This is a genomic window from Blastomonas natatoria (assembly GCF_003201955.1).
Classification (GTDB): Bacteria; Pseudomonadota; Alphaproteobacteria; order Sphingomonadales; family Sphingomonadaceae; genus Blastomonas; species Blastomonas natatoria.
In genome coordinates this window covers 60,072-77,813 of the sequence record NZ_QJJM01000015.1, presented here as the reverse complement: position 1 = coordinate 77,813, position 17,742 = coordinate 60,072, and the positions used below count along the sequence as shown (strand labels likewise).

At 61.9% G+C, this 17,742-nt stretch carries 19 protein-coding genes and 1 riboswitch; of the genes, 14 read left to right on the top strand and 5 right to left on the bottom strand.

Annotated elements, in window-relative coordinates:
- Positions 1 to 60: 60 nt before the first annotated feature.
- The 5 genes from C7451_RS16505 (at position 61) to C7451_RS16485 (ending at position 5,755) form a co-directional block, all read left to right on the top strand.
- On the top strand, positions 61 to 831 hold the full coding sequence (locus C7451_RS16505) for a TetR/AcrR family transcriptional regulator (RefSeq protein ID WP_110300012.1): 771 nt from the start codon (positions 61 to 63) through the stop codon (positions 829 to 831).
- 65 nt (positions 832 to 896) lie between these two features.
- Positions 897 to 3,221, top strand: a complete 2,325-nt coding sequence (locus tag C7451_RS16500) for a TonB-dependent receptor (RefSeq protein ID WP_110300011.1) — start codon at positions 897 to 899, stop codon at positions 3,219 to 3,221.
- On the top strand, positions 3,196 to 4,608 hold the full coding sequence (locus tag C7451_RS16495; protein WP_110300010.1) for a sulfatase family protein: 1,413 nt from the start codon (positions 3,196 to 3,198) through the stop codon (positions 4,606 to 4,608). Before C7451_RS16500 ends, C7451_RS16495 begins: the two co-directional genes overlap by 26 nt.
- A gap of 176 nt (positions 4,609 to 4,784) precedes the next feature.
- On the top strand, positions 4,785 to 5,141 hold the full coding sequence (locus C7451_RS16490; protein WP_208625242.1) for a type II toxin-antitoxin system VapC family toxin: 357 nt from the start codon (positions 4,785 to 4,787) through the stop codon (positions 5,139 to 5,141).
- 116 nt (positions 5,142 to 5,257) lie between these two features.
- Positions 5,258 to 5,755, top strand: a complete 498-nt coding sequence (locus C7451_RS16485; protein WP_110300009.1) for a hypothetical protein — start codon at positions 5,258 to 5,260, stop codon at positions 5,753 to 5,755.
- A gap of 7 nt (positions 5,756 to 5,762) precedes the next feature.
- Here C7451_RS16485 and C7451_RS16480 read toward each other — a convergent pair whose 3' ends face one another.
- From C7451_RS16480 to C7451_RS19810, 5 genes are all read right to left on the bottom strand, one after another.
- Positions 5,763 to 6,257: an RES family NAD+ phosphorylase gene (locus C7451_RS16480; RefSeq protein ID WP_058456863.1), complete on the bottom strand. Its 495-nt coding sequence runs from the start codon at positions 6,255 to 6,257 to the stop codon at positions 5,763 to 5,765.
- 4 nt (positions 6,258 to 6,261) lie between these two features.
- Positions 6,262 to 6,612, bottom strand: coding sequence for an antitoxin Xre/MbcA/ParS toxin-binding domain-containing protein (locus C7451_RS16475; RefSeq protein WP_054590611.1), 351 nt, complete (start codon positions 6,610 to 6,612; stop codon positions 6,262 to 6,264).
- A gap of 110 nt (positions 6,613 to 6,722) precedes the next feature.
- Positions 6,723 to 6,923, bottom strand: a complete 201-nt coding sequence (locus C7451_RS16470) for a hypothetical protein (RefSeq protein WP_058456862.1) — start codon at positions 6,921 to 6,923, stop codon at positions 6,723 to 6,725.
- Positions 6,924 to 6,939: 16 nt separating this feature from the next.
- Entirely contained in the window at positions 6,940 to 7,563 is a 624-nt protein-coding gene (locus C7451_RS16465; RefSeq protein ID WP_110300008.1) for a DUF6927 domain-containing protein, read from the bottom strand.
- Positions 7,564 to 7,575: 12 nt separating this feature from the next.
- The gene (locus C7451_RS19810; protein ID WP_146215392.1) at positions 7,576 to 8,124 is read right to left on the bottom strand and encodes a hypothetical protein; all 549 of its coding nucleotides are present in this window, start codon (positions 8,122 to 8,124) and stop codon (positions 7,576 to 7,578) included.
- 15 nt (positions 8,125 to 8,139) lie between these two features.
- Positions 8,140 to 8,372, top strand: a riboswitch (cobalamin riboswitch).
- Positions 8,373 to 8,582: 210 nt separating this feature from the next.
- On the opposite strand from C7451_RS19810, the gene C7451_RS16460 reads away from it, so the two are divergent.
- The 9 genes from C7451_RS16460 to bluB are packed head-to-tail and all read left to right on the top strand — an operon-like array spanning position 8,583 to position 17,737.
- A complete protein-coding gene (locus tag C7451_RS16460) occupies positions 8,583 to 10,484 on the top strand; it encodes a TonB-dependent receptor plug domain-containing protein (RefSeq protein ID WP_231726858.1) in 1,902 nt (633 codons plus the stop codon).
- Positions 10,485 to 10,490: 6 nt separating this feature from the next.
- Positions 10,491 to 11,510 (top strand): aminotransferase class I/II-fold pyridoxal phosphate-dependent enzyme, encoded by a 1,020-nt coding sequence (locus C7451_RS16455; protein ID WP_066111059.1) that lies wholly within the window; start codon positions 10,491 to 10,493, stop codon positions 11,508 to 11,510.
- Positions 11,507 to 12,118: a cob(I)yrinic acid a,c-diamide adenosyltransferase gene (cobO, locus tag C7451_RS16450; RefSeq protein WP_066111062.1), complete on the top strand. Its 612-nt coding sequence runs from the start codon at positions 11,507 to 11,509 to the stop codon at positions 12,116 to 12,118. Before C7451_RS16455 ends, cobO begins: the two co-directional genes overlap by 4 nt.
- Positions 12,115 to 12,951, top strand: a complete 837-nt coding sequence (locus tag C7451_RS16445) for an ABC transporter substrate-binding protein (RefSeq protein WP_230960832.1) — start codon at positions 12,115 to 12,117, stop codon at positions 12,949 to 12,951. Before cobO ends, C7451_RS16445 begins: the two co-directional genes overlap by 4 nt.
- Positions 12,952 to 12,962: 11 nt before the next feature.
- On the top strand, positions 12,963 to 13,925 hold the full coding sequence (locus tag C7451_RS16440; protein ID WP_066111090.1) for a FecCD family ABC transporter permease: 963 nt from the start codon (positions 12,963 to 12,965) through the stop codon (positions 13,923 to 13,925).
- Complete coding sequence (locus C7451_RS16435; RefSeq protein ID WP_066111065.1) at positions 13,922 to 14,710, top strand: ABC transporter ATP-binding protein; 789 nt, start codon at positions 13,922 to 13,924, stop codon at positions 14,708 to 14,710. Before C7451_RS16440 ends, C7451_RS16435 begins: the two co-directional genes overlap by 4 nt.
- The gene (cbiB, locus tag C7451_RS16430) at positions 14,710 to 15,660 is read left to right on the top strand and encodes an adenosylcobinamide-phosphate synthase CbiB (protein WP_066531746.1); all 951 of its coding nucleotides are present in this window, start codon (positions 14,710 to 14,712) and stop codon (positions 15,658 to 15,660) included. The genes C7451_RS16435 and cbiB overlap by 1 nt, the downstream gene beginning before the upstream one ends.
- Entirely contained in the window at positions 15,648 to 17,099 is a 1,452-nt protein-coding gene (locus C7451_RS16425) for a cobyric acid synthase (protein ID WP_066111068.1), read from the top strand. Before cbiB ends, C7451_RS16425 begins: the two co-directional genes overlap by 13 nt.
- Positions 17,096 to 17,737: a 5,6-dimethylbenzimidazole synthase gene (gene bluB / locus C7451_RS16420; RefSeq protein WP_066111071.1), complete on the top strand. Its 642-nt coding sequence runs from the start codon at positions 17,096 to 17,098 to the stop codon at positions 17,735 to 17,737. The genes C7451_RS16425 and bluB overlap by 4 nt, the downstream gene beginning before the upstream one ends.
- Positions 17,738 to 17,742: the final 5 nt, after the last annotated feature.

The window sequence follows — 17,742 nt, the reverse complement described above, 5'->3', positions numbered from 1 at the left end:
TCCCCGCAGGACACAGCCAGCCCATCCACAAGCCTCATACTTTCCAAATGGAAAGTTTTTATGCAAGCTCTTTTGTTCTATAGACCCCGTGACGAAGAGCTGGAACATGGGACTCGATTAATGAATTCATCGACAGGGCATATGGAACCGCAGCGTCAGGAGCGGGCCTTGCGCTCAAGACGTGACATTCTCAGTGCGGCACGGATGACCTTTGCCCAATTCGGATTTGACGGTGCCAACATCCGCGACATTGCCGAGCAGGTTGGCGTCACGCACACCTTGATCCGCTATCATTTCGGCAACAAGATGGAGCTCTGGAAAGCGGTCGTTGACGACATGTTTGCAGGACTGAGCGCGGCTTTCAGCAACGATCGAACGGGGGAAATCGATCTTCGCACGAGAGACGGTCTGCGATCCTGGCTGCGTCTCTACATTCGCTACTGTGCCGAGCATCCCGAGCATGTCAGGATCATGATCCATGAATCGATGGCCGCAACAGAGCGACTCGAATACATGGTCGAGCATATCAGACTCAGCCATGCTGGCCTCATCCCGGTGTTCTCTCGCCTGATGAAACAGGGCGTGGTGCCAGATGTCTGGCTGGTCTCGTTTTTCTACATGATCTCTTCGATCTGCCAGATGCCCTTTGTCCTGACAAATGCCATCGACCAGCTTTACGGCGTTCAGATGACATCCCAGGCCGCAGTCGACGCGCATACAGAGGCGGTGATTGCGCTTGTGCTGGGAGAGCGCAGCCACGACCCGTCGCGGTGGCCGACGCTTCCCGGATGGGCTGAAACCGCCCGCACCAAGGGCCATCCGAAAACCTGATTACCCTTGACAAACTTTCCGAATGTCTAAATTAGACAGGTGTAAAGTTTATAAGGGAGGGGTTTATGCAACGGGGTTTCCTGGTGGGCGCAAGCCTGCTTGCCATGTCTATGCCATCGGCACTGTTTGCGCAGGAGAGAGAACCAAACGACCCGCCCGCGAGCGGCGTGATCGTGGTGACCGCCCAAAGGGTCGAGCAGGATATTCAGGACGTCCCGATTTCCATCACGGCGATCAGCGGTGCCGCGTTGCAGGCCCGTCAGATCGACGGCTTCGATCAGCTTCAGTATATCGCGCCGGGTGTCACCTTCAACGCGGGGGTCAACGCGCGGCAATCGGCAACGACCATCCGCGGCATTGGCACCGGCCTGTTCAACATCGGCATTGAGGCATCGACAGCCATCGCAATCGACGGCGTTGTCATGGGACGCGAAGGAGCGGGCATCTTCGACTTCGCCGACATTGAACGGATTGAAGTTCTGCGCGGTCCGCAAGGCACCTTGTTTAGCAAGAATGCATCGGCTGGCGTCGTATCGATTATCACCAAAGGCCCGACCGACACCTTCCAGGCCGAAGCCAATGCTGCTTATGGTTCGTTTGATGAAGTAAACCTGTTTGCAGCCGTCAGTGGACCCATTGCGGGTCCTGTGACTGCCCGCGTTTCGGGCTATCGCAACACCCGCGATGGCTATGTTCGTAACCTGAACCCCACCGCTCTGCAGGATCGGCTCAACAACCGTGACGAGTTCGGTTTTCGCGCCAAGATTAACGTGGAGTTTGCTCCCGGAACTGACCTGCTGCTGAGCGGTGATTATGTGAAGCGCGATCAGGAATCAGGCGCATTAACTCTGCGCCGTCCTTCCACTGGCGGTGCCGGCACTGGCCTGCTGGGATCCGGCAGACCCGTGATTGGCCCTGCTAGCGCAGCGCTCGGCATTGTCCCGGGACCGCGAAATCGCGACATTGGTTCAGAAGGATTGTTCACTTCGGACGTCGATACGTGGGGCGCAAGCGCGCAATTCACCACCGGATTGGGCGATTTCGATTTCGTTTCGCTGACGTCCTACAGAGAATGGAACAGCGTCGATAACAACGACGCAGACCTTGTTCCGTTGCCAACGCTTTCAATCAATCTGGGTGATCTTGCGCAGACGCAGTTCAGCCAGGAAATCCGCCTGGTGTCGCCCCGTGACAAGCCATTCACGTACACACTGGGTGCATTCTATTTCGAGCAGGACATTACCCAGGACAACATTCAGGGCGGCACAGCAGGCCTCAACCTGCTGGGCGCGCTTCCGCCTGGGCGCCAGGTCGGCACGCAGCTGGAATCAGACTTTTCTGAAAAAAATTATGCCGTCTTCGGCCAGGGAGAATTTGCAGTCAGCGATGCGTTGTCATTGATTGCAGGGTTTCGCGTTTTGCGCTCCGAAGTGTTCGGCAGCCAGTTCAAGCGGGTCGCACCCGGTTTTTCTGGTCCCTTTGCCGGGCAGGTCATCTCAACTGCATTGGAACAGGCATCTGATCGGGATACTGCCGTTGTCTGGCGGCTTGGCACCCAATATGACATCGATGAGAACAGCAGCCTTTTTGCCACCGTAACGCGCGGATACAAGGCGGCAGGTGTGGTGCAAGGCCTTACCATCCGGCCGGTCAGTGGGCAGACCTTGCCAACAGTGCGCCCGGAAATCCCGACGCAGTATGAAATCGGTTTTCGTCATCGTAGCGATGATGGCCGCGTTACCGCCAATCTCACGGGGTTCTATACGGAAGTCGAGGATTTCCAGGCGCAAACGCTGGTGCCCACTCCGACCGGCACGGCCATCTTTACAGTCGCGAATGCGGGCAAGGTTGAGACCTACGGGTTTGAGGGGGAGTTGACCATTATCCCCGTTAACGGGCTGACGCTCAGTGCTGCTGTGGCCTATACCAACGCCACCTTTGTAAGCTTCCCCAACGCTCCGTGCTACCAGCTGCAGACAGTTCAGCAAGGCTGTACCGTCGTATCGGGACAGCGTGTACAGGACCTTGAGGGAAAATCACTCGCCAACGCGCCGGAGCTGGTGATGAACGGACTGGCGCGCTACGATGCCGCCCTCGGTTCGACAGCCGGTGGCTTTATCCAGCTGGGGGTTCAGTCCCGCGGCGATGCGCAGTCTAGCCTCCTGAATGATCCCAATACGATTGTGCGGGCCTACACGCTGGTGGATGGTCAGGTCGGCATCAACCTGTTCGACAATCGGCTGAGCATCGTCGGCTTTGTGCGCAATCTGTTCGACCAGAGTTTTGTCGAGTCGATCGTCGGGGCAACCTTCGATACCGGCGGCTATGCCCAGTTCCTGAGCCTGGAGGCGCGGCGCACATTGGGTGTTCGCCTGTCCCTGCGATATTGATCTGGACAGCGAAATGAAGTGTTACCGCATCCTGATCACGCTGCTTCTGGCCACAATCTCATGGCCTGGCGCACAGGCCAAAGGTTCTCAAGACCGTCCTCCCAATATCATCGTCATCATGGCCGATGACCTGGGATGGGGCGACATCGGTGCGAACGGCGCCAAGCTGATAAAAACGCCAAACATTGATCGGTTGGCAGCGCAAGGCATCAGGTTGACCAGCTTTTATGCTGGCGCCAATGTTTGCACACCATCGCGCGCGGCGCTCATGACCGGGCGCTATCCCATGCGTTCGGGGATGCAGCATGTCGTCATGCCGCACAGCGATTATGGTCTACCCCAGTCCGAGTTCACGATAGCAGAGATGTTGCACGAGGCAGGATATGCCACGGGAATGGTCGGCAAATGGCATCTTGGGCACCGCGATGAGTTTTGGCCAACCGCACATGGCTTCGACGAATTTACAGGAGTGGCATATTCCAACGATATGCAGCCATTCGATCTGTATCACCACAAGACCGTAGTGCAATCCCCGGCAGAGCAGCGCGAGCTGACGGATCGTTATGCAAATGCTGCTACCGATTTCATTTCTCGTCATCGGGCAAAACCGTTTTTCCTGTATTATGCAGAAACGTTTCCGCACCTTCCTCTAGCTGTTCCTGATAGTGCATCGGGCGTTTCAGAAGCAGGGCTCTATGGCGATGTTGTCGAGCATCTTGATGAGGGGATCGGCCGGATCTTGGCGGCATTGCAGGCCAACGGCATTGCCGACAACACGCTGGTTATCCTCACGTCCGACAATGGTCCTTGGTTCGAAGGTGATGCGGGCATGTTTCGTGGCCGCAAGGGCGGCACGCATGAGGGAGGATTTCGCGTGCCATTTATTGCACGGTTGCCAGGCGCAATTGCACCTGGGCAGGTGTCGCAAGAGATGGCGATGAACATCGACATCCTTCCGACCGTCGCCGCTTTTGCAGGGCTGAAAATGCCAACTGACCGCACAATCGACGGGAGAAGCCTGCGCGGGGTGCTGACCAAGAGTGAGCCGTCGCCCCATGAGGTCCTATTTTTCTTTGACGGCAACGACATCGCAGCTGTCCGGGACCGCCGCTATCGGCTGGTGCTTTCCACCTTCTATCGCAGCTTTCCGGTCGCCTTCGAACGCTTCGGCATGCCCCTTCTGTTTGATCTTGATAAAGACCCGGAGGAACGATTCAGCTATTTGCGCGAGCAGCCTGACGTTGCTGCCCGCCTGATGGCGCGTGTCGGTGAAATGCGCGCGGAAGTAGAGACACTTCACAAGCAAGCCGGCAATCCATTTGCGCCTAAAGACCCTTCCATACCGGTGGGCCCAGTCTTGTCGCCCGATGTTCGGGCCCACAAATGAACGTACTTTGACTTGGCTTCGTTAACGAAAATGAAACTTCAGATTTCAGATTCTACATGAGGCTCAAGCGGTACGCTTTCGAGAAGATCTGCACCAGCAAGTCTGAAATGAGCGCCCATTTATGTCTGGCTCCGTGAGCATTCCCGAAGGGTTTGACCTCCTCTCACCGGTACTTGATGAGCCGCTGGGTGCAAGCGAAGGCGTGTTGCACGGGTGATGACGAAAAAAAACGCTCAGAATTGCCGAACGCTGTCTTGGTGGATACGTGTGCGGTCATCTGGCTCGCTAATGGTGATCCGCTCTCCCAAGAGGCGCTCGCGGCCATTTCACATGCCGCACTCGCAGAAGGCGTTTTCGTTTCACCCGCATCGGCTTGGGAGGTGGGATTGTTGAGCCGCGTTCGTGGCGGCAGCGGTCCAGCGTTGACCTTCCTTCCCGATCCGCAAAGCTGGTTCGCGCGCTTCATGGCCGGTCCCGGCATCAAGGAGGCACCACTGCTTCCGGAAATTGCGATTGCGTCAGCTCGTCGCTGATGGCGACACTGCCGGTCTTTCCTGTGGTGTCCTTACCTACCAGCCACATGCATGATGACGCCTTGACCCTGTCATTTGTTCACGATATGTTCATAGTCTGCAGGAGCCTATGAATAATGAACAAGGCCTTTGATATCGGCAAGTTCGACCTCGATGTCACGCTGCGCGACGCGGCGCTTGATCCGAATTGCCGTCCAACCAAGCGCATGCTCGCCAATGCCTCGATCGGCGTGGAGCCGTTCGATGCCTATTACTCGGCGCGCGAGCTTTATGAGACCTTGCAGGGCGTGTTTCAGGGCCTGCCCAATGCCAAGGCTCGGCTGACACAGATCCTGTCCTGCCATTGCGATGACTATCAGCGCTGCCTCTACTATGCGCTGGCAGGGCGCGGGGTTGTCCAGATGCTCGACGATCTCGAATGGCTCTTCGGACTCCTCGGGCCACGGTGCCAGATGTCGGGCCACATTCTGCGCTCGGGCCAGCACCCGGCACCGATGGTCAACCCTTACGTCTCGTCAGAGCCTGATGGCCCTGTTCCTGCCCGCAACGCCGACTTTACCGAAGGCCCATCGTGGTATCTCGATCCCGGCCTCGGAGGGATGATCGAGGAATAAGAGGCCATCAGTTATTGCGAAGGCCAAGTCGGTCGTCGTCATCAACAAGCGTGATGCGCCCGTCCCAGTCCCATAGGACAAGATTGAGCGCGTCTGCGGGGGCGCCGCGGGCGTAGCTCGGGACAACGATGCCAGCATAGCCTTGCGCGATCGCGGCCTCCGCCAGGTCCTGCGTCGGGACCGGCTTGCCGGAGAGCATCCGATCACGCCATGACGGGTCGGCGAGTTCAGCCGGTGTGATGCCGAAGGGATGCAATGCAGCCGTGTCCCGGCCATCGAGCAGCGGCCCGATGTCGGCCTGATAGGCCACCAGCGTGGTGGGCTGCAGCGTGCCAGCCTGATTGGCCTCGCGCAGCGCGGTCTCAGGGGCGAGGGAAGTATAGAGCGCCGTGCGCCCCATGCGATTGAACCGTCCGCCAAATCGGGCGGCCCCCTCCCCTGAGAGGGGTTCACGGGACCAGACCGGATTGTGGGCGCGGTAGAGCAGCCCGGTAAAGTGCATTGGACTAGGCGTGGACGCCGGCGTCGACCGCGTCGATATAGGTCAGCACGTCATCGGCCCGGTTGCTCTGCACGAGCTGCATGGCAGTCTGGCCCGAGAAACCCGGCAGTGGTTCCGAGCGGTACCAGGCATAGGCCAACAACGCCGAACCAAAGCGCGGCTCGACCTTGTTGAGCACCTCGACCATCTGGCGAAGGCGGCGCTGCGTCCGGTCGGACGCGATCCGGTCCTTGCGCTGGATCGCATCCTTGCCGAGGCCCAGCGAGCGTGCGAGTTCGTCGCTGGTCGTCCGCAGCGCGTCGACGATCTTGCGCGGAGCAAACGCGCCGTTGTCAGCGTAGTTTTGAATCGCCATTGCACTTTCCCATGAATTCTGACGCGATATAGCGTCAATATCTGCGGTAATCAAGGTTTGGGTGTCAAACCCAGCAGGTGTTCCCGTTTTGCCGAAGAGGTTACCCGCTCTTACAAAACCACGACCTGCAATTCGATCGCGCCGGCAAGGCCCTCTTCTGCAGGCAGAACGCAAAAGGGCTGGAGCTTGCTGTCCGTCCTCACCACGGCATGGCTCTGCCCGGAATTTGCGGTCATCCGAATGGCGACACGCTCGGCATTGGCGCGCCCGCACAGGATCGCCCTTCTGGGGTCCAGGCTCTGAGGCAGCATGATCACCTCCCGAGCGTTACGGCGTCGCCGGGAAGAATGTGCGCACCGCGCGCTTTGGGGGCACGACTTCAAATCGGCGCTCCATCAATCTGCTGATGCGAAACCGGCCTCGGCCATCGGGCGTGCTGAGTTCAATTTTCGCGCCGCGCTTTGTCAGCCTGAATTCAGCGTGTTCGGTGCCGTCGGTGAACTTCATCGGTTCAGGCAGCCGGATCATGTCGCCATCGGCGATCTTGCGTTCCTTGAGCCGGAGCTGGCGGTAGCACCGGTTGCGCCAGTCGAGGGCATAAGGATGACTGGTTGGCCCCAACTCCTCCAGGACACTTCTGGGGCACCCGGCCTCCACCGGTCCTGAATTTTCATCCATGTCCTTGTAGCCGAACAGGAGGCCGTCGGCTGCCTTGGGGTTCCAGCGGACCAGACAGATCACCGCGGAGATGGCGTGGGTCTGGTTGTTCGGTCCATAGCGCTGGACAGCCGCGTAGTAGGCACCGGTTGTGGACACGCTTCTGATGACCCGGCATCCTTCGAAGGTGCCGGTTTCTTCATTCTCGCGCTCCCATGTGAGCTGATTGTCAAGATAGGCCTTGGGAGTGTCGAAGCCCCCCATTCCGGCACGGTGCATGTAAAGCCAGCCCATGCGTGTTCTCCTTCAGATGAGCCCCGGCTGCACCGGAGGTGCGATCTTCAATTCGCGCGCGATCCGCGCCGTGAGTGCGGGAATGTCTGCAAGGGCGGTGATCGGCGCTTTGCGCATCACCGCGCCAGGCGGTTTCCAGAACGGGTTGCGCCAGGCGAGACCCGGCTCGCCGAACCTTTCCGGGCTGATCCGGACGTAGATCCCGTCGGCTTCCAGCACATGCTCGCCCGCGAGCTGTTCCTGTGAGGTGTAATAGCTGATGCGATAATCGGCGTGCTCGAGCCCGATCCCTGCTGCGATCTGGCGCAGCGCCCGCGTGCCCTCGCGCCGGTAGTGGCGCAGTTCTTCGGGACGATAGTCGATCCCGCGTTTGACCAGCGCAATGATCGCAGGCCTGTGTTTGAGCTCGGCAAGGCGTTCAATGCATTGGGACCGCAGAGCCTGGTCGTCTGCCTCACATTCGGTCGGCCTTCCGTCAGCAATGCGTTGAAGGTGGCGCGTCAGCAGCAGCACTGCCGGACAGGTTGCGGCCTGCCGGCCTGCCAGACGGACATCATCCACGGCCTCGTTCAATGCTCGCAGCGCATTTTCGAAGGTCGTCAGCCCATCGGGCTGGAGTGCGCGGCGGTAACCCGGGACATTGTCGCACGCCGCTTTCGGCAGCGACATTCAGGCCGGGGCTGTGCCCGCAACTGTGACCGGGGAGTTCCTGCCCCACTATGCCACTGGTCCAATCATTCGGGCTGGGAAGGCGGAGCAGGAGACGATGATCTGGGAGCCAGGAGACCTGCCTGCTGCAGTCGATCCTTTGTGTGGACGGGTCCATCCACATGATCGGAGCAATGCCTCCGCGTGACGACATGAGCGAAGGTGGGGTCGGTCCGATTGCGGGCCCGCGTCATGGCGCGCCGTGTTGGCCGGCGCCCGCCTTCTGTGTGTGACGACAGGAGGTAGTATTGACACGTTTGAACTCTTTCCGTTTTTCCAAAACGTTGCTTTTCGCTGGATCTGCATTGGGCTTGACAGCAGTTCCCTTGCCAGCGGCGGCGGAGGACGTCCTTTCCGAGGACGCAGGCGAGCCTGCCCCGGAAATCATTGTCACGGCTGCCAACCGAACCGAGACATCACTCGACAAGGTTGGCCAATCCGTCAGCGTGATAGACCTTGCCGAAATCGAGCGGCGGCAGACTCAGAACGTGGCCGATATCCTGCGTACCCTGCCCGGCGTCACAATCGCGCGCAACGGCAGTATTGGCGGCAACACCTCGGTGTTCATACGCGGCGCGGAGAGCGATCAGACCGTCGCATTGATCGACGGGGTCAAGCTGAACGATCCGTCCTCGCCCGGTGGCGGGTTCAATTTCGGCAACCTCCTGACCGGCAACATTGAACGCATCGAAGTGCTTCGCGGTTCGCAATCGGTGCTGTGGGGCAGCCAGGCAATCGCTGGCGTAGTCAACATGGTGACCCGCCAACCCAGCGAGGAATTGCAGGTCATTGCTCGCGGCGAATATGGTTTTCGCGACACGGTGAATTTGGTGGCGAATGCGTCGGGCAAGGCCGGGCCGCTCTCGGCCAGCGTGGGCGGAGGGTGGTTCCGGTCAGACGGCATCTCCAACTTTGCCGAAAGCCGCGGCGGGCGCGAGCGCGATGGCTATGAGAACATTGGTGCCAATGCCAATTTCAATCTGGCACTGAGCGATACGATCTCGGTGGATGCACGCGGATGGTATTCGCGCGGGACGTTTAACATCGATGGCTTTCCGCCGCCACGCTTTGCCTTTTCCGACGTGAACGAGGAAAGCGAAACCCGCGAACTTGTCGGTTACACCGGGCTTAATGCTTTGCTGCTCGGCGGACGGTTTCGCAACCGTATCGGCTTTGCACTGACCGACACTGATCGTCGCAACACCGCGCTGGATGGCACCCCGGCAGAAACCTTTCGCGGCGAAGGACGCAACGAGCGGCTTGAATATCAGGGGATCGTCGACATCACCAAGGGCTGGCAGGCCACCTTTGGTCTTGAACAGGAAATCTCAACCTTCTCGTCCAGCAGTTTCGGTGCGCCGGCCAGCCTTGGGCGCGCCCGGATTTACAGCGGATATACCCAGGTCGTTGGCACGATCGCAGAGGGGTTCACCGTCACAGGCGGGATCCGCCACGATGACCACGATCGGTTCGGCGGGGCGACCACATTCGGAGCGAGTGCAGTTTACAATCTGGCGGCGACTGGCACGACCTTTCGCGCCAGCTACGCCGAGGGATTCAAGGTGCCATCGCTGTTCCAGCTGCTGAGCGATTTCGGCAATACGGGTCTCGACCCGGAACGCTCGCAAGGCTGGGATGCCGGGATCACGCAGGAATTGGTGGATGGGCGATTGACGCTGTCTGCCACCTATTTCGAGCGGGACAGCAAGGACCTCATCCTGTTCATCTCATGCCCGCTGCCGCGCACGGGCATCTGCAGCAACCGCCCATCGGGCACTTACGATAACATCGGCCTTGCCACCGCGCGCGGCGCCGAATTTGCCGTGACACTGAAACCAGTGGATGCCTTGCAGGTGCAGTTCAGCCATGGTTATGTCGATACGCGCAACCGCACCGCTGGCTCGCCTAATTTCGACCGCCGCCTGCCGCGCCGCCCAGAGAATTCTTCGAGCCTGCTGGTCGATTACCGCTGGCCGTTCGGCCTCGAGACGGGGTTTACCGTCACCAACGTAAGCGAGGCGTTCGACAACGCTTCCAATTCCACTCGCCTGCCCGGCTATGTCCTTGCTGATTTGCGCGCAATGATGCCCATAGGACAAAATCTCGAACTTACGGCGCGGATCGAAAATCTGTTCGACGAGCAATATGAAACAGTGCTGCGCTTCGGCCAGATGCCGCGCGCGGGCTTCGTCGGCGTGCGGTTGAAGATCTAGCCGCCGATGACCGACCAGCTGCACGCCAAGATTGCTCCCTTCGCTGTCCATGGCGGACGGATCGATTTGGCGCGCGCACTGTTCGGCGGCCCGGATTGGCTGGATCTGTCGACCGGCATCAGCCCTTGGGCCTTTCCGGTCGATATTCCTCGGGAGGCCTTGACCCGCCTCCCCTCACCCGATGATTTGGCGCTGCTGGAGACCCGTGCAGCCGAGTGCTTCGGCAGTGATCCGGCAGCGACGATGGCGGTGCCCGGCAGCGACCTCGGTCTCCGTCTGATCGGTCAAATGCTGAACGCGCAGCGCCCCGCAGCAGTGGTCCCCGGCTATAGCGGCCACACAGCGATGTGGCCGAACCCCTGTCAGACGCTGGCGAGCAATCCCGACGAGCTGATAGCAGCAGCCGCAAGTTGCGATGCGATGGTGCTGGCCCGCCCCGGCAATCCTGGAGGAGAGATAATTGCCGAGCACATACTGCAGAGCATCGCCAAAAGGCTCGCTGCATGCCGAGGCTGGCTGATTGTGGATGAGGCTTTTGCCGATGCTGATCCAGATCTCAGCCTTGCTGCGCGCGGATGGCCGAACCTTATAATTTTGCGTTCATTCGGAAAGTTTGCCGGGTTGGCCGGTCTGCGGTTGGGCTTTGTTATTGCCCCGCCCGCTATCGCAGCACACTTGCGCCGCCTTTTGGGCGATTGGCCGATCTCGGGACCGGCCGTAGCAACTGGGATTGCGTTCTACCGCAACACTTCGTGGCAATCTTTGCAGCGGCGGCGGCTCGCTGAAGGCGGCGAGCGCCTTGATCGTGTGCTCTCCGCTGCCGGGCTGGCGATCACCGCAAGCACGCCTTTTTTCCGCACTTGCGTGGCCGCCAACGGTTGGGCCCTGTTTGACCATTTGGCTCAGCACGCAATCCTGACCCGCCCGTTCGCTGATGATCCGGCGCGGCTTCGCATCGGACTGCCTGAAGATGCGATCACAACCCGGCACCTCGCACGAGCGCTTGCCGACTGGAGCAACTCATGACCGACGACACCCCAGACTATACCCGCCACAATGAACGCATGAAGCGGGTGCAGGCCGCGCGCGAGCGGATGCAGGCGCGCCGCACGCTCGAACGCGGGCTGCTGATCGTCCACACCGGCAACGGCAAGGGCAAGTCGAGCTCTGCCTTCGGCATGGTGGTCCGCAGCCTTGGCTGGGGGATGAAGGTGGGGATCGTGCAATATGTCAAAGGCAAGTGGGAAACCGGCGAGCGCAATTTCTTCGAGGCCAATCCCGATCTGGTTACCTACGAGGTGATGGGCGAAGGCTTTACCTGGGACACGCAGGACCGCGCACTCGACATCGCGGCCGCACGCGCGGCATGGGAACGCTCCAAGCAATTGATCCTCGATCCGGCCTATGATTTCGTGGTGCTTGATGAACTCAACATCGTGATGCGCGACGATACCTTGCCCGCCGACGAGGTGATCGCCTTCCTCAAGGACCGCCCGCTCACCACGCATATCTGCATCACCGGGCGCAGCGCTAAACCGGAATTGCTCGAGCTGGCCGATTTGGTGACCGAATTTGCCGAAGTGAAGCATCCCTTCAAGGCCGGCTTCAAGGCGCAAAAAGGCGTCGAATATTGACCTGGCTGCGCGCCCTTTGCGGCCTTTGGGCTGCCTTGGCGCTGGCCCTCAGCCAGCTTGTCGCCCATCCGCTGGCGGCTGCGCCTCGGCGGATTGTCTCGATCAACCCCTGCATTGATGCGGTGCTGGTCGAGGTAGCGGGACCGGAACAGATTCTGGCGATCAGTCATTATTCCCAAGACGCGCGAGCAACATCGATCCCGTTGGCAACGGCTCGCCGCTTTGCCGCGACGTCGGGAACTGCCGAAGAAGTCATCGCCTTACGGCCCGATATCGTGCTGGCGGGCGCGCATGTCTCGCCCTCGACACTTGCGGCGCTCAAGCGCCTGAAGGTGCCCGTACAGACTTTCACGGTGCCTGAAAGCGTCGCCGAGTCCATCGCACAGGTTCGGGGCGTTGCCGCCGCTGCGGGCCAGCCTGCGCGCGGCGAAGCTCTGGTGCGGCGGATCGAGCAGGCTGTGGCCCGCGCGCAGGCCAGCGCGCGAGGGCGCGGCGCTCCCGTGCCTGCGCTGATCTGGCAAGGCAGCGGGCTGGTGCCGGGCGAGAGTACGCTTGCTAACGAACTGCTCAGCATTGCCGGATTTCGCAACATGAGCGCGCAATATGGCCTCAAGCGGTGGGATGTCCTCCCGCTGGAACATCTTGCCGCCCGCCCTCCGCGCCTGCTGCTGACCGATGGGATTGCGGGCGACCGCATGACCGGTCACAGGGTGCTGCGCCGTTTCGATGACAGGATGGTTCGCGCGCAGTTCGACGAGCGGCTGCTGAGCTGTGCAGGTCCGGTGATGATTCGGGCGCTGAATCGCCTTTCAGAGGTGAGGGCCAACCTGTGAAAGCGCAGCGGTTGCCCTTGCTCATTCCCGCGCTGTTGGTCGCGCTTGTGCTTGTCTCCGGCCTGTCAATCTTGGCGGGCAAGGTTTGGATTGCTCCTGCCGAGCTCTTCGCAGGCGACGATCGCTGGCCAATCATCGTCGAATTGCGCCTGCCGCGTGTTGTGCTCGCACTGCTGATCGGTTGCGGACTCGGAATGGCGGGTGCGGCCATGCAAGGCTATCTGCGCAATCCCCTCGCCGACCCGGGGCTTTTTGGCGTGTCGGCGACGGCGGCATTGGGCGCGGTCATCTCGATCTTCTTCGGCCTTGCGGCGACGCCGATGGTCCTGTCGGGCTTTGCACTGGCGGGAGCGGCACTGGCGGTGTTGCTGCTGTCCGCCATCGCCGGGCAAAGCGGCAGCGTGATCGTTTTCACGCTGGCCGGAGTTGTTATCTCCTCGCTGGCGGGGGCTCTGACCGCGCTGGTCATCAGCCTTGCCCCCACACCCTTTGCGACCGGGCAAATCATAAACTGGTTGATGGGAGCTCTGACCGATCGCAGCTGGGACGATGTAATGCTGGCTGCGCCGTTGATCGTGGTGGGGATGGCGGTGATTGCCAGTGCAGGCCGCGCGCTTGATGCCCTCACCCTTGGCGAGGCTGCAGCGCGCACGCTGGGGATGCGGCCCGCTGTGCTGCAAGCGCAGATCGTCATCGGCATCGGGCTTGTCGTGGGCGCGAGCGTTGCGGCTTCGGGGATCATCGGCTTTGTCGGGCTGATCGTGCCGCACCTTATCCGCCCGCTCACCAATCGGCGGCCAAGCGCGGTGCTGCTGCCCTCGGCCTTGGCAGGAGCCTTGCTGCTGCTGGTAGCAGACAGCGCGGTGCGCGCCGCCCCGACGGTGAGCGAATTGCGGCTTGGCATCGCCATGTCGCTGCTGGGGGCGCCGTTTTTCCTCGCGCTGCTCCTCAAGATGCGGCGGCAGATCGGATGACAGCGGTGCTCGAAGCGCGTGATGTGTCTGTCACCCTCGGCGCAGCCAATGCGCGCAAAGCCGTGCTGAGCAATGCAAGTCTTGCGCTACGACGTGGAGAGATCACGGCAATCATCGGCCCCAACGGAGCAGGCAAATCAACGCTTCTCGCGTGCCTCGCCGGACTGCGCGCGCCGGATAGCGGCGCGATAACGCTGGGCGAGGTTTCGCTGACCCGCGTTTCGGCGCGCGAACGCGGGCAGCGGATTGGCTTCCTGCCGCAGGTTGCTGAGGTAAACTGGGACATTGATGTCGCCACCCTCGTCAGTCTCGGCCGCCTGCCCCATCAGGGCCGCTGGGGGCAAAGCGCAGCCGACCTTACGGCGATGGCCGATGCACTAGAAGCGACCGACACGGCGCAATTCGCTTCGCGTGTAGTGGGCACCTTGTCGGGCGGTGAGCGAGCGCGGGCGCTGCTAGCGCGGGTGCTGGCGGGGCAGCCCGAATTCTTGCTGGCGGACGAGCCGCTCGCCAACCTCGATCCGCGCCACCAGTTCGATAGCCTCGCGCTGATGCGCCGGGTGACGACAAGTGGCGCTGGCGTGGTGCTCGTGCTGCATGATCTGGCTCATGCCATCCGAGTAGCCGACCGCGTGGTCATGATGGACAGCGGGCGGATTGTCGCCGACGGCGAGCCCGCTACCGTGCTGACGCCAGAGCGCATCGCCGCCGTTTATGGTGTGGCGAGCCACGCCGTGACCCTCGCCGATGGCTCGCCCGGTCTGGTGCTGAGCGGGCCATGTTGATGAGCGGTACGCTGATTTTGCCTGCCGCTTTGCTGGCCGAATGGGCCTGGGGCTACCCGCGCTGGATGCTGGCGCGGGTCGGCCATCCGGTGATGTGGATGGGGGCGCTGATTGGCGCGCTGGACCGCCGCTGGAACCGCGGTTCACCGCGCCGCCAGCGGATCATGGGCGCTGCCATGCTTCCGCTGTTGGTTGCGGTAAGCGTTGGCACGGCGGCATTGGTTCAGCATGCGCTTCTCCAGTCCATGTGGCTTTGGCCGATGCTGGTGTTGGCGGCGACCACCGGCCTTGCCCAGCGCAGCCTCGCCGATCATGTCGAGGCCGTGGCCGTGCCGCTCGCAGCCGGTGATCTGGAGACCGCGCGCATTGCCGTCGGCATGATCGTCGGGCGCGATGTCGCCGGGCTGGACGAGGCCGGGATCGCCACCGCGGCGATCGAAAGCCTCGCCGAGAGCTTTGGCGACGGGATCGTGACGCCGGCCTGCTGGCTTGCGCTGGCAGGCCTGCCCGGGCTGGCGGCGGCAAAGGCGATCAACACGGCAGACTCGATGGTCGGGCATCGCGACGCGCGCCATCGCCATTTTGGATGGGCGAGCGCGCGGGCTGACGATGCGCTCAACTATCTTCCCGCGCGCCTTTCCGGCGCGCTGCTGGTGCTGGCCGCGGGCCGGGGCTGGCGCACGGGCTGGCACGTGATGCAGCGCGATGCGCGCGGCCATGCCTCGCCCAATGCGGGATGGCCCGAGGCGGCCATGGCCGGCGCGCTCGGGCGGCAATTGGGCGGGCCGGTAAGCTATGACGGTGAACCGGTGCTGCGAGCAACTATGGGAGATGGCCCGCGCCCCGATGCCCGTGATCTTACCCGCGCGCTCGTGATCTGGCGGCGTGCTTGCCGACTGTTGTGGGCTTTGGCAGCCATCGTAGCGGGAGTAATTTTATGGCTGCGCTGATGTTGCAAGGCACCGGCTCTGATGTCGGTAAATCGGTGCTGGTCGCGGGGCTCTGCCGTCTGTTTGCCAATCGCGGTCTCACGGTTATGCCGTTCAAGCCGCAGAACATGTCGAACAATGCAGCCGTCACCAGCGATGGCGGGGAGATTGGCCGTGCGCAGGCCGTGCAGGCCTTGGCCGCGCGCGTGCCACTGCACAGCGACATGAACCCGGTGCTCATCAAGCCGCAATCGGATCGGACATCGCAGATTGTCATTCAGGGCCAAATGCAGGGCACCCGTAGCGCTGGCGGCTATCAGGCAGAAAAAGCGCGCTGGCTGGAAGCCGTACTCGACAGCTATCAGCGTTTGGCTGCGCAGGCCGATCTGGTGCTGATCGAAGGCGCGGGCAGCCCGGCCGAGATCAATCTGCGGCGCGGCGACATTGCCAACATGGGCTTTGCCCGCGCCGCCGATGTGCCTGTCGTTCTGGTGGGAGACATTGATCGCGGCGGCGTGATCGCCGCGATTGCGGGAACGCGCGCGGTGCTCGATTCCGATGATGCCGCGATGATCCACGGGTTCATCATCAACCGCTTTCGCGGCGATCCGGCGCTATTCGAGGACGGCTACCTTATGACGGAACAGCTGTCGGGTTGGCGCGGGCTCGGGGTGGTACCTTGGATCGATGCGGCGCAGCGGCTTCCGGCGGAAGACGCCGTAGTGTTGGACCGGCAGGCGGTGAGCGGCGGATCGATCGTGATCGCGGTGCCGATGCTCTCCCGCATCGCGAATTTCGACGATTTCGACGCGCTGGCGGCCGAACCCGAAGTGCGGTTGGTGATGGTGCCTCCCGGCGAGCCCCTGCCTGCCGAAGCCCGCCTTGTGATTTTGCCCGGTACCAAGGCCACCATCGCCGACCTTGCATTCTTGCGGGCGCAGGGCTGGGATATTGACCTGGCCGGTCATATCAGGCGCGGCGGGCAGGTGCTGGGAATTTGCGGGGGCTATCAGATGCTGGGCACGCAGATCGCCGATCCTGACGGGATCGAAGGGCCGCCGGGCGAGGTTGAGGGCCTTGGCTATTTGCCGGTCACCACCTGCCTCGCCCCGCACAAGCGCCTCGCCGAAGCCACCGGCGTCAGCCTTGCCGAAGGCGCGGCCTTCCGCGGCTACGAAATCCATTGCGGCATAACCGGCCGAACGGCGCCGCCATTGCTGCGACTGCACGATGGACGGACCGACGGCGCGGTCAGCGCCTGCGGCCGGATTGCCGGCTGCTATGTCCACGGCCTGTTCGATCATCCCGCGCAGCGCGCCGTCTGGCTCGAGCGGCTTGGCGCAGGGTCAGACGCGGTTGATCATGCGGTGCGGGTGGATGAAGCGCTCGACGAATTGGCCGAAGCCCTGGAGCGGCATCTCGATATCGCCGCGCTGGCCCGGGTCGCGGGGCTGACATGACTGCGGCGCCCGATTTCGACGATGCCTTTCGCGCGCAGCTCGCCAATTTGCTGACCTGGCGGCGTGATGTCCGCGCGTTTCGCAGCGATCCTTTGCCCGAAACGGTGCTCGGCAAGCTGATCGCGCAGGCTGCCCGCGCGCCCTCGGTCGGCAACAGCCAGCCCTCGCGCTTCGTGATGGTCCGATCCGCCGAGCGCCGCCGCGCCCTCGTCGCCCATGTCGAAGCCGAGCAAATTGCCGCGGGCGAGAAATATGATGCTGCGGAAAGAGCTGAATATCAGCGGCTCAAACTCCATGGCCTCGCCGAATGCCCGGTGGTCATCGCGATCTACTGCGTGCGTGATCCCGCCGAAGGCGCGGGTCTAGGCCGGCAGACGATGCCCGAGGCGTTGGTCTATTCGACCATCTGCGCCGTCCACACGCTGTGGCTGGCAGCGCGGGCCGAAGGGATTGGGCTAGGCTGGGTCTCGATCCTCGATCCCGCGACAGTGTCCGTCCTGCTCGACGTTCCAGCTGATTGGCATTTTATCGGGATATTGTGCCTCGGTTACCCGAAGACCGAAGCCGAACTGCCGCTGCTCCACACGACGGGGTGGCAAGCTCGACTTGCCGTAGAAGCCATGGTGATCGAGCGGTGAGTGGA